Origin of the sequence: Bacillus sp. SIMBA_008 (assembly GCF_046535495.1) — a bacterium.
GTDB classification, from domain to species: Bacteria; Bacillota; Bacilli; order Bacillales; family Bacillaceae; genus Bacillus; species Bacillus subtilis.
Genome location: NZ_JAWRWL010000003.1, coordinates 531271 through 545781, shown reverse-complemented (window position 1 = coordinate 545781; position 14511 = coordinate 531271). Strand labels below are relative to the sequence as shown.

Below are 14511 nucleotides of genomic sequence, written 5' to 3'. Positions count from 1 at the left end.
TGCTAAAGAAATAACCAACTGATCCAAAAATATAAACATGTTAACGTAAAAAGAACAGTCAGCGGAATGATGATAATGGTCGTTTTTATATATTCGCCCCATGAAATACTTTCATCATGCTGTTTTAATATATGCATCCAAATAAGCGTTGCTAAGGTTCCCATAGGTAATAATAATGAACCGATATCACTGCCGATAATATTTGCCAAGTAGATGATTTTTGTTGTTGAAGGATTCAGGGTCATTTCAGTTAAGGTAAAAGTACTGATCATTAACGCTGGATGATTGTTAAAGAGATTAGAAAAAACAGAAGTAGAGATACCTGATGCGAAAGTTGCATGGGCGAGGCTTCCAGAAACCACAGGTTCAAAATAATTCACAAGTAACTCTGTGAATCCAATATTATGCAGACCATAAATTAAGACATACATAGTAAAAGCGAATATAAAAATGTGCCAAGGCGATTTATATAACAAGTCTTTTGGGGAGGTTTTGAAATAAATCCATCTCCAGCTCAACAGGATAAAAGATCCGATGACAGCGACTAGAGGAACAGAAATACCGGTATATGATGCTGCAAATAGACTCATTCTGACGAGAAAAACAAATGCAAGCACAAACAACATGATTTTTGTTTGATTTCGTTCTGGTAAAGGAGCTGATGGCGAATGAAGAGGATGGTACCTTCTATGCCGCAGAGACTGAAAATGGCTCGGTATATCTGGCAGGTTCTTGGGAAGACGTTTATAAAAGAACATAAACAGTAGACAAGTCATAAAAATGAGTCCCATCATACTAGGGACAAACATCATGGCAGTGTGAAGATATAGATCCATTCCAATGATTTTGAGAGAAATTAAATTAACAATATTACTTACGCCAATCGGTGCGCTAGAGGCTGTGGCTATTAAAACACCGCTTAATAAATATGGGGTTTTTTGATGTTTTTTTAAACCTAAATATTTTAGTACAAGCAAAAGGATTGGAGTTGTGATCAAAATGCTCCCATCATTATTCAGGAAAATGGTCATGAGAAAGCAGAGCAAATTGGTTAGCCAAAAAAGCTTGATGCCTGAACCCTTGGCTTGTTGGAGCAGTTTTGCAGCCACCCAATAAAAGAAACCAAAGCTTTCCAGTGCAATGGCCATAATCATAGTGGCAAGGATTGTAACCGATGCACCCGTGACTTTTGTTCCGATTTCCCCTAAGTCTGCCAATGACACACTTCCGCACAATAAAACCATTAAAGCGCCAAATGTGGCGGGGATAGCTTCATTTAGTCCTTTTGGTCTCCAGAAAATAAAAATCATTGTTACGAAAAAAGCGAGCAATGTGAATATGCCGGTGAACTCAATAATTTACTTCACCTCTCTATCTTTCATTTTTGAAATCAAACTAATGTCCTGCGCTTACTAATGTCCTTGCCAACTATTTGTACTGTATGTATACGTATACTAATATGAAGTTGTACTAAGCGATTATATTAAATTAATAAAAATTCCATAAGAATCCCAAAAGAAAAAAGAGATTGCAAGTATCGTTCATGTACCTGCATCACTCTCTTTAGTTCTTGTCTGCTGACAATTTGAAATATGAATAAAATGCTTTATAAGCGGATTATGATTGTCTTTGCGGTAAGCGATAACCCATTCGGCATTAAGCTGTATTTGGTCCATTTTTCGATAAGTAACATCCAAATTAAATAATTTTTTGGCTGAGGAAGGAACAAATGTCATACCAATTCCGGCACTGACTAAACCAATCACCATTTGATATTCTGTGGCTTCCTGGACAATGTTGGGTCTGAAGCCCGCTTGTTCACAGAACTGAATAAAATCCATGTATAGAGTAGGCCATGCTTCTTTAGCAACAGTAATAATTGGTTCATCTCTTAAATCCTCAATCGTAATTGATTCCTTAGAAGTCAATGGGTGTTGCTTAGGCAAAGCTAAAACACAAGGGCTGCTTTGGGCGGTTTCGATATGTAAAGCTGTATGCTGTAAGGGAGGATGAAGTATACCAATATCAATGTTGCCCTTTAGTAGCTCCTCCTGCTGCCTAGACGAGGATATTTCACGCAGTTCTATTTTCACAGATGGGAATTTTTTACGATATTCCCGGACAATGGGCGGCAGAAATTCATATGTAGCTGATCCGACAAAACCGATTACGAGAAGGCCTTGCTCGCCGCGGGCCGTCCGCTGTGCCAGTTCAATTCCTTGTCCGATTTGCATCAATGCCATGCGGCAATGATTTAAAAAGATTTCTCCTGCTGCGGTAAGCTCGACAAATCGTTTTGTCCTTTTCAGAAGCGTAACTCCGACTTCTTCCTCCAGCTGTTTGATCTGCTGGCTGAGAGGAGGCTGCGTCATGTTCAGCCGCCGGGCAGCCCTTCCGAAATGAAGCTCTTCGGCTACTGCGATAAAGTATTGAAGATGGCGAAGCTCCATTCAATATGCATTCCTTTCCATAGGTTAATAATTCGTATTACATATTAATCATAAGGCGAATCGATATTGGAGGTCAATTTCCAAAGAGTGTATAGTGAAACTTATCACAAGATATTTAAAATTTTACGTTTAAAATGCATAATAAGGAGTGAGGGTGTTGACAAAAGCAACAAAAGAACAAAAATCCCTTGTGAAAAACAGAGGGGCGGAGCTTGTTGTTGATTGCTTGGTGGAGCAAGGTGTCACACATGTATTTGGCATTCCAGGTGCAAAAATTGATGCGGTATTTGACGCTTTACAAGATAAAGGACCTGAAATTATCGTTGCCCGGCACGAACAAAACGCAGCATTCATGGCGCAAGCAGTCGGCCGTTTAACTGGAAAACCGGGAGTCGTGTTAGTCACATCAGGACCGGGTGCCTCTAACTTGGCAACAGGCCTGCTGACAGCAAACACTGAAGGAGACCCTGTCGTTGCGCTTGCTGGAAACGTGATCCGTGCAGATCGTTTAAAACGGACACATCAATCTTTGGATAACGCGGCGCTATTCCAGCCGATTACAAAATACAGTGTAGAAGTTCAAGATGTAAAAAATATACCGGAAGCTGTTACAAATGCATTTAGGATAGCGTCAGCAGGGCAGGCTGGGGCCGCTTTTGTGAGCTTTCCGCAAGATGTTGTGAATGAAGTCACAAATACGAAAAACGTGCGTGCTGTTGCAGCGCCAAAACTCGGTCCTGCAGCAGATGATGCAATCAGTGCGGCCATTGCAAAAATCCAAACAGCAAAACTTCCTGTCGTATTAGTCGGCATGAAAGGCGGAAGACCGGAAGCGATTAAAGCGGTTCGCAAGCTTTTGAAAAAGGTTCAGCTTCCATTTGTTGAAACATATCAAGCTGCCGGTACCCTTTCGAGAGATTTAGAGGATCAGTATTTTGGCCGTATCGGTTTGTTCCGCAACCAGCCTGGCGATTTACTGATAGAGCAGGCAGATGTTGTTCTGACTATCGGCTATGACCCAATTGAATATGATCCGAAATTCTGGAATGTCAATGGAGACCGGACAATTATCCATTTAGACGAGATTATCGCTGACATTGATCATGCTTACCAGCCTGATCTTGAATTGATCGGTGACATTCCGTCCACGATCAATCATATCGAACACGATGCTGTGAAAGTGGACTTTGCAGAGCGTGAGCAGAAAATCCTTTCTGATTTAAAACAATATATGCATGAAGGTGAGCAGGTGCCTGCAGATTGGAAATCAGACAGAGTGCACCCTCTTGAAATCGTTAAAGAGTTGCGTAATGCAGTCGATGATCATGTTACAGTAACTTGCGATATCGGTTCACACGCCATTTGGATGTCACGTTATTTCCGCAGCTACGAGCCGTTAACATTAATGATCAGTAACGGTATGCAAACACTCGGCGTTGCGCTTCCTTGGGCAATCGGCGCTTCATTGGTGAAACCGGGAGAAAAAGTGGTTTCTGTCTCTGGTGACGGCGGTTTCTTATTCTCAGCAATGGAATTAGAGACAGCGGTTCGACTAAAAGCACCAATTGTACACATTGTATGGAACGACAGCACATATGACATGGTTGCATTCCAGCAATTGAAAAAATATAACCGTACATCTGCGGTCGATTTCGGAAATATCGATATCGTAAAATATGCGGAAAGCTTCGGAGCAACTGGCTTGCGCGTGGAATCACCAGACCAGCTGGCAGATGTTCTGCGTCAAGGCATGAACGCTGAAGGTCCTGTCATCATCGATGTCCCGGTTGACTACAGTGATAACATTAATTTAGCAAGTGACAAGCTTCCGAAAGAATTCGGGGAACTCATGAAAACGAAAGCTCTCTAGCACTCTGCGCATCACGACACTGTTTTATGAACAGCACTAAATAAAAGGAGTGAAGGGAAATATGAAACGAGAAAGCAACATTCAAGTGCTCAGCCGCGGTCAAAAAGATCAGCCTGTGAGCCAGATTTATCAAGTATCAACAATGACTTCTCTATTAGACGGAGTATATGACGGAGATTTTGAACTGTCAGAGATTCCGAAATATGGAGACTTCGGTATCGGAACCTTTAACAAGCTTGACGGAGAGCTGATTGGGTTTGACGGCGAGTTTTACCGTCTCCGTTCAGACGGAACTGCGACACCGGTCCAAAATGGGGATCGTTCTCCGTTCTGTTCATTTACGTTCTTTACACCGGACATGACGCACAAAATTGATGCGAAAATGACACGCGAAGACTTTGAAAAAGAGATCAACAGCATGCTGCCAAGCAGAAACTTATTTTATGCAATTCGTATTGACGGATTGTTTAAAAAGGTGCAGACAAGAACGGTAGAACTTCAAGAAAAACCTTACGTGCCAATGGTTGAAGCGGTCAAAACACAGCCGATTTTCAACTTCGACAACGTGAGAGGAACGATCGTAGGTTTCTTGACACCAGCTTATGCAAACGGAATCGCTGTTTCTGGCTATCACCTGCACTTCATTGACGAAGGACGCAATTCAGGCGGACACGTTTTTGACTATGTGCTTGAGGATTGCACGGTTACGATTTCTCAAAAAATGAACATGAATCTCAGACTTCCGAACACAGCGGATTTCTTTAATGCGAATCTGGATAACCCTGATTTTGCGAAAGATATCGAAACAACTGAAGGAAGCCCTGAATAAAAGAAAAAAAGAAAGCCCCTTTTAGCAGGGCTTTCTTTTTATTTGGCTCTTTTCCTGATTTTAGATAAAATAACATCAAAACAGTAAAGGTGTGGTCTGATGAAAATATTGGTTTTGGCAGTGCATCCTCATATGGAGACCTCAGTTGTTAATAAGGCGTGGGCTGAGGAATTGAGTAAACATGACAATATCACAGTACGGGATCTTTATAAGGAATACCCGGATGAAGCTATAGATGTTGCGAAGGAACAGCAGCTGTGCGAAGAATACGATCGGATTGTCTTTCAATTCCCGCTATATTGGTACAGCTCTCCGCCGCTCTTGAAAAAATGGCAGGATCTTGTGCTGACTTATGGCTGGGCTTTTGGTTCAGAAGGAAATGCCTTGCATGGCAAGGAGCTGATGCTGGCTGTATCAACAGGGAGCGAAGCGGAAAAATATCAAGCGGGCGGAGCAAATCATTACTCGATCAGTGAGCTATTGAAACCATTTCAGGCCACGAGTAATCTGATCGGTATGAAGTATCTGCCTCCATATGTGTTCTATGGCGTGAATTATGCAGCTGCAGAGGATATTTCACACAGTGCAAAACGGTTAGCCGAATACATTCAGCAGCCTTTTGTTTAAAAGAAAGCCCTGTCGAACATACGACAGGGCTGTATTTGTTTAAAAATCCGGCAGCTCAGACAGGTTATTTTCCTTGATGCCGTCCGGTTCACTTCGCAAAATGTCACGCCCGTATTTATGGAAGACATCAACATGAGCGAGTTTTCCTGATTTTGCTTCTGACAGCGCAGTAGGATAGTCGAGCTCTCTTCCTGTATTGGTTTTCACTGCGATAATATTGTCTTCCTCATTTCTTCTAACCGCAATAATTTCTTCTTTTCCAGATGGAACATTTTCTTGATCGACAGTTGTTTGCCGGGCTTTATACGATTCATATGCTGCTTCAAATTGATCCATATTTACACCTCCGCTTTTTAGCGTGAACAAAAATGTCGATGATCATGTAAGGTTTCGACACAGCATACGACAATATTTCCTGAGAAATATCTTGGGAATGTGACAAATCAATTCATAATAAAAGGGATTCCGCATAAATGCGGAATCCCTCTCAGTTATTTTGTCATGTGTAAATCCTTTGATTTCATATAACCTGTCGCACCGCCGTAATCAACGAATACCCAATCAAAATCAAAACCGCCTTTATTCGTTTTACTCCAGCCTAAAAAAGAAACGCTTGTGTCTGCTGGAAGAGTCTTAATGCTCTTTCCGTCAGTGGATGTGTATACTTTCGTTTTTGTCTTGGTTTTTACTGTTGTTGCTGCTTTTACAATATAATGAGTGGAGACAAAGCCTGTTTTTCCATTTTTATACTGAACCTTTGCCCAGTCAGCATTTGAGAAGGAAATCAGCTTTAGGCTATCTCCTAAGTGCAGCGTATCGGCTTTCTGGCTTGATGCGGAAGGCTTCGTTCTGACATTTAGAGCCTCTGCTGATACCAAATAAGAATCAATCGGATAACTGTATAAATCATCAATGCTTACCGTTGTTTCTGGCTGTTGAGCATGGATCGTTCCAGCGCCCCCTGCAGTAGCCGCAGTCATTCCAGCCGCAAGTGCTAAAGTTGAAAATAGTTTTGTTGGTTTGTTCATGCCGTTCCTCTCCTCACGTAAGAGAAATAATTCATTCTATAACTCTATTCACGTTATCGCAGGTTCCTAAACATCAGACAATTATTTTTGTGTTTCTAGTTTGAGAGGCGCGGATATTGTTTTTTGCACTTTTTTTCCGTGCAAAATATCATCTGCTGCTTCTGTAGCCAGTTTACCGATTAACTCAGGCTGCTGAGCGACGGTTGCTGACAGCTTTCCGTCTTTAATGGAAGCGAGCGCATCTTTATTGCCGTCAAAACCGATCACCAATATGTCTTTCCCCGAGCTGTTAATTGCCTCGAGAGCACCGAGCGCCATTTCATCGTTGTGAGCAAAAACAGCTTGGATATCAGGATGTCCCTGCAGCAGGTTTTCCATGACAGTCAGGCCTTTCGTGCGGTCAAAGTCAGCTGATTGTTTTGTGACAACTTGGAGCTTTTGGTCTGCGATGTTATGGAATCCTGAGCCGCGTTCCCGTGTGGCAGATGCGCCGGGGACGCCTTCAAGCTCTGCCACCTTTGCTCCTTTTCCAAGTTTGTCGGCAATAAACGCCGCGGCCATTTCACCGCCTTTTACATTATCGGAAGCAACGAGGGTTTCAACTTTTCCTTGTTCAGCAGATCGATCGATTGTTACGACGGGCACACCGACTGCGTTTGCAGATTCTACTGCCGTTGAGATCGCCGAAGAATCAGTCGGGTTGATTAATAATGCATCAACACCTTGCTGAATTAAATCTTCCACGTCACTCGTCTGTTTCGATGAATCATTTTGTGCATCAACAATGATGACTTTCATTTCCCGTTTTTCAGCTTCTTTTTCGATACCCTTTTTTAATGAGACAAAAAAAGGATTATTAAGTGTTGAGACGGACAAGCCAATGGTGAATTCCTTTTTGTTCCCCGAGTTTGACGGCTTTGCCCATTGGGGAGGCTCAAGCGAACAGGCGGTTAACAAAAATAATGATAACGTTAAAATGACGGATACAGCCTTTTTCATGTGAAAACCCTCCTAAGCTGACTTCTTGCGGTCTAATAATACCGCAATCAAGATAACAATCCCTTTGACAACCAGCTGATAAAATGATGAGACGCCAAGCAGATTAAGTCCGTTATTAAGTGTGCCGATGATCAGTACCCCGATTAACGTGCCGACAATGCGTCCTCGGCCGCCAGAAAGACTTGTTCCGCCTAAGACGACTGCCGCGATAGCATCAAGTTCGTACGATTCTCCCGCAGTCGGCTGGGCCGAATGCAGGCGGGAAGTCAATATGGCACCTGCAAGAGCGGATAAAAGCCCGGCTAAAGAATAGATCATCACTTTCACGCGCGTCACTTTGATGCCTGAAATGAGCGCGGCTTTCTCGTTGCCGCCGATTGCGTACGTCCGGCGTCCGAATGGTGTTTTATGAAGAAGCACCCAAAGGATGACAAAGGCAAGAACCATCGTAATCGCCGGTACAGGAATGCCTAAAAAGTAACCGCGTCCGAACATCTGAAAAGCGTAGTTTGTGCCAAGTCCGGTAATCGGATTTCCATCTGTATACACTAGCGTCAGTCCGCGAAACACAGTCATGGTCGCAAGCGTGGCGATAAAGGGCGCCATTTTTCCTTTAGTAATCAATAATCCGTTGATCATGCCTAGTACGGCACCAATGATACAGCCAAGGATGATCGCGAGAACCGGATCGACACCGGACACAATCATCCCCGCAACTAAAGCACTGGACAGGGCAAGAATAGCGCCGACAGAAAGATCAATGCCGCCTGTCAAAATGACAAAGGTCATCCCGAACGCGATTAATCCGTTAATTGCGACCTGGCGAAGCAGGTTTAAAATATTCAGCGGTTCAAGAAAGCTGGGATTTAAAATAGATACAATGATAACGAGAATAAATAAACCAAGAAACGGGCCGAGTTTTTGCATGACTCCGTCGAAGTGAATCCGTTTTTGTTCTGTTTGCAGTTGTTCCGTTTTCATATTACCGCCCTCCCGTGGCAAGTGTCATAATTCGTTCTTGCGTTGCTTCTCGCGCATGGATTTCTCCGCTGATTCTGCCTTCATGGACAACGATAATCCGATCGCTCATTCCCAGAATTTCAGGAAGCTCTGATGACACCATGATGATAGCGACGCCGCGTTCGGTCAGCTCATTCATCAGCGTATAAATCTCTCGTTTGGCGCCAACATCCACACCTCTGGTCGGCTCATCCAAGATAAGCACTTTCGGTCCGATGCCGATCCACTTGGCTATCACCACTTTTTGCTGGTTTCCTCCTGATAAATGGCGTGCGTGCGTTTCCGGTGATGCTGTTTTGATAGTGAGTCGTTTGATTAACAGATTGACAAATTCAGCCTCCCGCTTATGATCAATGAGACCCTTTGGTGAGAAGCTGGACAGATTGGGCAGGGCAATATTTTCGCGGATCGAGGTGTCGAGCAGAAGCCCTTCATCCTTGCGATTCTCTGTAATAAAGCCGAGACCTTTTTTCACGGCTTCCTGCGGGTTCTTAATAGCCGTTTTTTTCCCAGCGATCCATATCTCACCCGTGTCCAGCCTGTCAACGCCGAACAGCGCTCTCATCATTTCTGTCCGGCCGGCTCCCATTAATCCTGAAACACCGACGATCTCACCGGAACGAACATAAAAGCTGACATCCTCAAAACTCCCTTTTACGGAGGCATTTTTCACCTCGAATACTTTGTCACCGAGAGAAGGAGTGCGTTTTGGATATCGTTCAGTCAGCTCCCGTCCGACCATTTTTTTGACAACTTCATCAAAATCAGTTTCTGAGATGTTTGTTGTATCTACCGTTTTTCCGTCACGCATGATGGTAATTCTGTCGCAAATCGCAAAAATTTCTTCCATGCGATGCGAAATATAGACAATGGAGACGCCGTTCTTTTTTAACGCTGTAATGACCTCAAAGAGCTTGCTGATTTCACGTTCAGTCAACGCTGCGGTCGGTTCATCCATAATGATGACCTCGGCATTTGTCATAAGCGCTTTTGCGATTTCGATCATTTGCTGCTGTCCGACGGAACATTCGCCGGCTTCTTGATCAAGAGAAAGAGAGACGGAGAGTTTGTCAAATTGCTCTTTTGCTAGCGCTTTCATTTTTCTTGTTTGTAAAACGCCCAGCTTGGAGGATATCTCCTTACCGATAAATAGATTCTCAAGAACGGTCATTTCCGGCCAGATATTCAGTTCCTGATGGATAAAGGCTATTCCATGCTGTTCCGCTTCTTTTGGATTGGAAAAATACGTTTCGTTTCCGTTTATGCTGATTTGACCTTTATCTGCTTTGTGCAGGCCTGTCAAAATGTTCATAAGCGTGGACTTGCCGGCGCCGTTTTCTCCCATTAATGCGTGAACCTCGCCAGGCATGAGCTGAAAGGAAACGCCTGACAGCACCTGATTTTTTCCGAATGCTTTATGAATGTCTTTCATTTCAATCTGCATGTTTCATCCTCCTTTCTAGAAAAGCACACCTGCCTGCAGGATGCAGTTGGCATATGGTGTGAATTCTCCTGTTCTTATGACTGCCTTTGCTTCTTTTGTCAGCAGCTTAAACTCCTCGTGAGAAAGGTATTCAATCTCTTGTTCAGAGAAAAGATTTTCTAGAAATTTCGCATTCTCCTGATTGGATGCTTTTATTTCAGCTGCAGCAATGACTTTTTCGATGACCATCTCGTCAGCGAGCACTGCCGCTGTATCTTGGAAAGCCGGAAGGCCCGGCTTCAGTGAAAGATCAATTTTCAAAACGCCGTCAGGAACCGGCAGTCCGGCATCCGCGATGACAATTTTATCAGTGTGGCCAAGGTCGGCTAAAATCTTGGCAAGATGGCTGTTCAGTATACCGTGTTTTTTCATGACAGCAGCTCCTCTACTTTATTTCTTGTCGGCATTCCGCCTTGGGCACCGAAGGAGCAGACAGAAAGGGAAGCGGCACGATTGGCAAACCGCAATGCGGCTTCAATGTCTTTTCCCTCAGCCAGGGCCACGGCAAATGCTGCGTTAAACGTATCACCGGCTCCGGTTGTATCAACGGGCTCTACAGGGAAGGACGGGATGAGCACCTCTTTGCTGCCAGCCGAATAGCGGACGCCTTGTTTTCCTTCCGTAATAAAGAGCTTTGCCGGATAAAGCGCCAGAGCTTCAGAAATGGTAAGCTCAGGGAATAAAATCGAAGCCTCGTGTTCATTCGGCGTCAGATAGGTAGCGTGATCAATTGTTTCCTGCTTGAGCGGGCGGGCCGGTGCTGGGTTTAGTATGATCGGGATATCGTGAGAATGGCAGTATTTGCACACCTCATCAACCGTTTCTTCTGGGATTTCCTGCTGAATCAGCACCATATCGACCTTTTCAATCTGTTCGAGCGCGTTTAACGCATACGCTGGGGTGATGTCATCGTTCGCGCCTTTGACAACGACAATGCTGTTGTCGCCTTCAGCAAGCACAATATGAGCGGTTCCGCTTTCCGTATGTGTAACCGGTTCCATATAGTCAGTGCGAACGCCGTTAGCTTTGAGATTATTCAAAATAGCTGTTCCATAATGATCGTCTCCAACCTTGCCGACCATAAACACTTGAGCCCCAAGTCTGGCTGCGGCAACGGCCTGATTTGCTCCTTTGCCGCCCGGCACAGTCTGAAATGACGTGCCAAGAACCGTTTCACCGGCTTTTGGGCGTTTGTCCGAGGTGACCACTAAATCCATAGAACAGCTACCAATCACACAAATATTACGCATCTTAATCTTCCTTTCTTGTCGTCTTTCTTCCTATATAGGTGACAGGCATTTGAATTGCCGTTTCTGCCAGAGGCTGTTTTTTGATGATACCCAAAAGCAGTTTGGCAGCTTCTCTCCCCATATCATATGCGGGCTGTTTAATTGTAGAAAGTGGCGGGAACAGAAGTCCGCTTTGCGGAATGTCATCATAGCCGATAATTTGAATGTCCTCCGGTACGTTTTTTCCGCGCCGCAATGCTTCATGTAAAACGGCAGCGGCTTGAATATCATTACTCGCGATCACACCATCTGTCGCTGGATAAGCGGCAAACAGCTCCTTCGCCATTGATTGTGCATCTTTAATTGAAAATGAAGCCGTCTCAATGACCTGAAAATCAACTTCAGCCTGCTTTAAGATTTCCAAAGCGCCGTTAAAGCGGTCTTGAGCGGTCGGCAGGTGAGCGGGTCCTCTCAAGAGCGTAATGCGCTGGCTTTTTCCGTGAATGATAGCCTGGGCGGCTAACTTTCCTCCTGTATAGCCGTCACTGGACACAGAAGGAGCCCCTTCAAGTGTTCTGTCCAGAAAAACAACTGGATAATTCATGCCGCTGTATTCCTCGAGATCCGGGTAATTCGTTGCGGCAATAATGCCTGCGACATGATTTTGCTTAAAGGTTTGAAGGTATTCAAGTTCTTTTTTCAATTCCTCGTCACTGTTGCCGAAAATAAGGCGATAGCCTTCCCGGTTCAATTCATCCTCCGCACCGCGGGCAAGCTGGGGGAAGAAAGGGTTTGTGATATCCGGGAGCAAAAGTCCGATCAGTCGGGATTCTCTTTTATATAGAGATCTGGCGACTTCATTCGGGTAATAGTTCAGCTTCGCCATCGCCGCTATGACACGCGTTCGCGTTTCTTCGTGTACATAGCCATTATCATTCAGGACGCGGGAAACCGTCGCAACTGAAACGCCCGCCGCTCCGGCGACATCTTTAATTGTAGCCAAAACAGCTCCTCCTTGTTTATGTAACCGTTTACATAGATAGATTATCATGAACAATCCGAAGTTAGCAATAAAAATATCAAAAGAAATCTAATTGTAAATTGTATATATAATTGAAAAATTTAAGGTTTTCACTCTTTTTTTGACAAAGTCTTCACAAATATGGATGAAGATTTCTTGAACAAATATTAAGTTTTATTAAAATTGTTTCAAAGTCATGCGTTTAGACCTGTAAATGGTGAGAAACAGAAAAGACTATCATCCCAGAAAATGTTTAATTATGTTAGAGAATTCGGACTCGTATGTTTAGCGTTTTCATCTCGAACCTCCTTAGTCATTTTGGAATGGGCCTCATATTGCCGCTTCCATGCAGAAAGGATGACATTATGACCTTGTCCTTAAGAAACAGGATAAAACTATTTTGTGTTCATAAGAACCGGAAACACGCATGATAGCAGGAGATGCTTGATAACACAGGCTGAAAAAAGATTGATTTGAAATGCATATTAAATACAAACAGCAGGGTGTGACTATACGTCCAGAAGGATATCAGGAGAAAAATGAAAGCGCATTCTCTTCGATTTTTAAAAAAAGTGATAAGGTGTAAGTCCTGCTGTTTTCCAAAAATAGAAAACAGTTTGTAGGTATAAAATCTCTTTCAAAAGAGAAGTTTGGCTTAGTCGATTAGGGAAGATTATGTTACATAATGCCGATTGAGAATTCATAGTGATTCTATATACTGATGAATGAATTTACAACAATATAGAAGGAGATGTCGAAAAGCAATGTGGTTACTCATTATAGCCTGTGCTGTCATACTGGTCATCGGAATATTAGAAAAACGACGACATCAGAAAAACATTGATGCCCTCCCTGTTCGGGTGAATATTAACGGCATCCGCGGAAAATCGACTGTGACAAGGCTGACAACCGGAATATTAATAGAAGCCGGTTACAAGACTGTTGGAAAAACAACAGGAACAGATGCAAGAATGATTTACTGGGACACACCGGAGGAAAAGCCGATTAAACGGAAACCTCAGGGGCCGAATATCGGAGAGCAAAAAGAAGTCATGAGAGAAACAGTAGAAAGAGGGGCTAACGCGATTGTCAGTGAATGCATGGCTGTTAACCCAGATTATCAAATCATCTTTCAGGAAGAACTTCTGCAGGCCAATATCGGCGTCATTGTGAATGTTTTAGAAGACCATATGGATGTCATGGGGCCGACGCTTGATGAAATTGCAGAAGCGTTTACCGCTACAATTCCTTATAATGGCCATCTTGTCATTACAGATAGTGAATATACCGAGTTCTTTAAACAAAAAGCAAAAGAACGAAACACAAAAGTCATCATTGCTGATAACTCAAAAATTACAGATGAATATTTACGTAAATTTGAATACATGGTATTCCCTGATAACGCTTCTCTGGCGCTGGGTGTGGCTCAAGCACTCGGCATTGACGAAGAAACAGCATTTAAGGGAATGCTGAATGCGCCGCCAGATCCGGGAGCAATGAGAATTCTTCCGCTGATCAGTCCGAGCGAGCCTGGGCACTTTGTTAATGGGTTTGCCGCTAACGACGCTTCTTCTACTTTGAATATATGGAAACGTGTAAAAGAAATCGGTTACCCGACCGATGATCCGATCATCATCATGAACTGCCGCGCAGACCGTGTCGATCGGACACAGCAATTCGCAAATGACGTATTGCCTTATATTGAAGCAAGTGAACTGATCTTAATCGGTGAAACAACAGAACCGATCGTAAAAGCCTACGAAGAAGGCAAAATTCCTGCAGACAAACTGCATGATCTAGAGTATAAGTCAACAGATGAAATTATGGAATTGTTAAAGAAAAGAATGCACAACCGTGTCATATATGGCGTCGGCAATATTCATGGTGCCGCAGAGCCTTTAATTGAAAAAATCCACGAATACAAGGTAAAGCAGCTCGTAAGCTAGGGGGAAATG

Annotated in this window: 14 protein-coding genes; 4 read left to right on the top strand and 10 right to left on the bottom strand. The window is 43.6% G+C overall.

Going from position 1 to position 14511, the window contains the following annotated elements:
* Positions 1-2 precede the first annotated feature (2 nt).
* Together SB658_RS13310 and alsR are read right to left on the bottom strand one after the other, a co-directional pair.
* Positions 3-1331, bottom strand: a complete 1329-nt coding sequence (locus SB658_RS13310; RefSeq protein WP_080317086.1) for an arsenic transporter — start codon at positions 1329-1331, stop codon at positions 3-5.
* A gap of 210 nt (positions 1332-1541) precedes the next feature.
* The gene (gene alsR, locus SB658_RS13305) at positions 1542-2450 is read right to left on the bottom strand and encodes an acetoin biosynthesis transcriptional regulator AlsR (RefSeq protein ID WP_024572689.1); all 909 of its coding nucleotides are present in this window, start codon (positions 2448-2450) and stop codon (positions 1542-1544) included.
* Positions 2451-2607: 157 nt separating this feature from the next.
* On the opposite strand from alsR, the gene alsS reads away from it, so the two are divergent.
* From alsS to SB658_RS13290, 3 genes are all read left to right on the top strand, one after another.
* The gene (alsS, locus tag SB658_RS13300) at positions 2608-4320 is read left to right on the top strand and encodes an acetolactate synthase AlsS (RefSeq protein ID WP_041337869.1); all 1713 of its coding nucleotides are present in this window, start codon (positions 2608-2610) and stop codon (positions 4318-4320) included.
* A gap of 61 nt (positions 4321-4381) precedes the next feature.
* Positions 4382-5149, top strand: a complete 768-nt coding sequence (gene budA, locus SB658_RS13295) for an acetolactate decarboxylase (protein ID WP_003244457.1) — start codon at positions 4382-4384, stop codon at positions 5147-5149.
* Positions 5150-5248: 99 nt separating this feature from the next.
* The gene (locus SB658_RS13290; protein WP_003242788.1) at positions 5249-5776 is read left to right on the top strand and encodes an NAD(P)H-dependent oxidoreductase; all 528 of its coding nucleotides are present in this window, start codon (positions 5249-5251) and stop codon (positions 5774-5776) included.
* Between the two features lie 39 nt (positions 5777-5815).
* Here SB658_RS13290 and SB658_RS13285 read toward each other — a convergent pair whose 3' ends face one another.
* From SB658_RS13285 to SB658_RS13250, 8 genes are all read right to left on the bottom strand, one after another.
* On the bottom strand, positions 5816-6112 hold the full coding sequence (locus SB658_RS13285; RefSeq protein ID WP_003227867.1) for a DUF3892 domain-containing protein: 297 nt from the start codon (positions 6110-6112) through the stop codon (positions 5816-5818).
* A 155-nt stretch (positions 6113-6267) separates the two neighbouring features.
* Complete coding sequence (locus tag SB658_RS13280; protein WP_046663992.1) at positions 6268-6804, bottom strand: SH3 domain-containing protein; 537 nt, start codon at positions 6802-6804, stop codon at positions 6268-6270.
* Positions 6805-6885: 81 nt separating this feature from the next.
* Positions 6886-7803, bottom strand: a complete 918-nt coding sequence (gene rbsB / locus SB658_RS13275; protein WP_003227871.1) for a ribose ABC transporter substrate-binding protein RbsB — start codon at positions 7801-7803, stop codon at positions 6886-6888.
* Between the two features lie 12 nt (positions 7804-7815).
* On the bottom strand, positions 7816-8784 hold the full coding sequence (gene rbsC / locus SB658_RS13270) for a ribose ABC transporter permease RbsC (protein ID WP_003227873.1): 969 nt from the start codon (positions 8782-8784) through the stop codon (positions 7816-7818).
* A 1-nt stretch (position 8785) separates the two neighbouring features.
* Positions 8786-10267, bottom strand: a complete 1482-nt coding sequence (gene rbsA, locus SB658_RS13265; RefSeq protein WP_015714823.1) for a ribose ABC transporter ATP-binding protein RbsA — start codon at positions 10265-10267, stop codon at positions 8786-8788.
* Positions 10268-10282: 15 nt separating this feature from the next.
* The gene (gene rbsD / locus SB658_RS13260) at positions 10283-10678 is read right to left on the bottom strand and encodes a D-ribose pyranase (protein WP_003227877.1); all 396 of its coding nucleotides are present in this window, start codon (positions 10676-10678) and stop codon (positions 10283-10285) included.
* Entirely contained in the window at positions 10675-11556 is an 882-nt protein-coding gene (rbsK, locus tag SB658_RS13255) for a ribokinase (RefSeq protein ID WP_041351181.1), read from the bottom strand. Before rbsK ends, rbsD begins: the two co-directional genes overlap by 4 nt.
* A 1-nt stretch (position 11557) precedes the next feature.
* The gene (locus tag SB658_RS13250; RefSeq protein WP_015714821.1) at positions 11558-12538 is read right to left on the bottom strand and encodes a LacI family DNA-binding transcriptional regulator; all 981 of its coding nucleotides are present in this window, start codon (positions 12536-12538) and stop codon (positions 11558-11560) included.
* Positions 12539-13320: 782 nt separating this feature from the next.
* Between SB658_RS13250 and pgsB the strand changes: the two genes are divergently transcribed.
* Positions 13321-14502, top strand: coding sequence for a poly-gamma-glutamate synthase PgsB (gene pgsB, locus SB658_RS13245; RefSeq protein ID WP_003227883.1), 1182 nt, complete (start codon positions 13321-13323; stop codon positions 14500-14502).
* Positions 14503-14511: the final 9 nt, after the last annotated feature.